The 385-nt window shown below is 33.1% G+C and carries 1 protein-coding gene; it reads right to left on the bottom strand.

The genetic code is table 11. The annotated features are described in order from the left end of the window. Positions 1–385: primase C-terminal domain-containing protein (locus AC1DIP_RS22345; protein WP_477735133.1), on the bottom strand; the 385-nt coding region annotated here is incomplete at both ends.

Raw genomic sequence — 385 nt, 5'->3', positions numbered from 1 at the left:
TTTTTTGCTCTGTTGCTTTGTATTTCGCTGAAAGTATCACTATCAAAAGTCCCCCATACCCAAGAAGAAATGCTTCTTATTGTGTGGTTTATTTCTTTAAAGCYAAGTTGATCTTCGAATGAATCGTTTATGTTTTCAGCTTCTTCTTGTAATGCTGACATGAAACCGCAGAAATCGTCATTTTTTTGATATTTAAAAATTATGCTGTAAGCGTAAAAACGCAGAGTATCAAATAAAGCTGTATTTCTTCCCTCTGCAACTATTGATTTTCTTACTTCTTTTTTTACTCTTTTATTTGTATCTATGAATTCACATAGATAGTTCAATTCAAATCTTGGTTGTTCGTTCCAAAATGTACGCCATCTCGGATTGAGCGGGTTTTTTG

The organism is Pseudarthrobacter sp. 05T312, assembly GCF_056396685.1.
The sequence above is the reverse complement of the archived record's forward strand: the minus strand, read 5'-3'. Positions and strand labels throughout refer to the sequence as shown.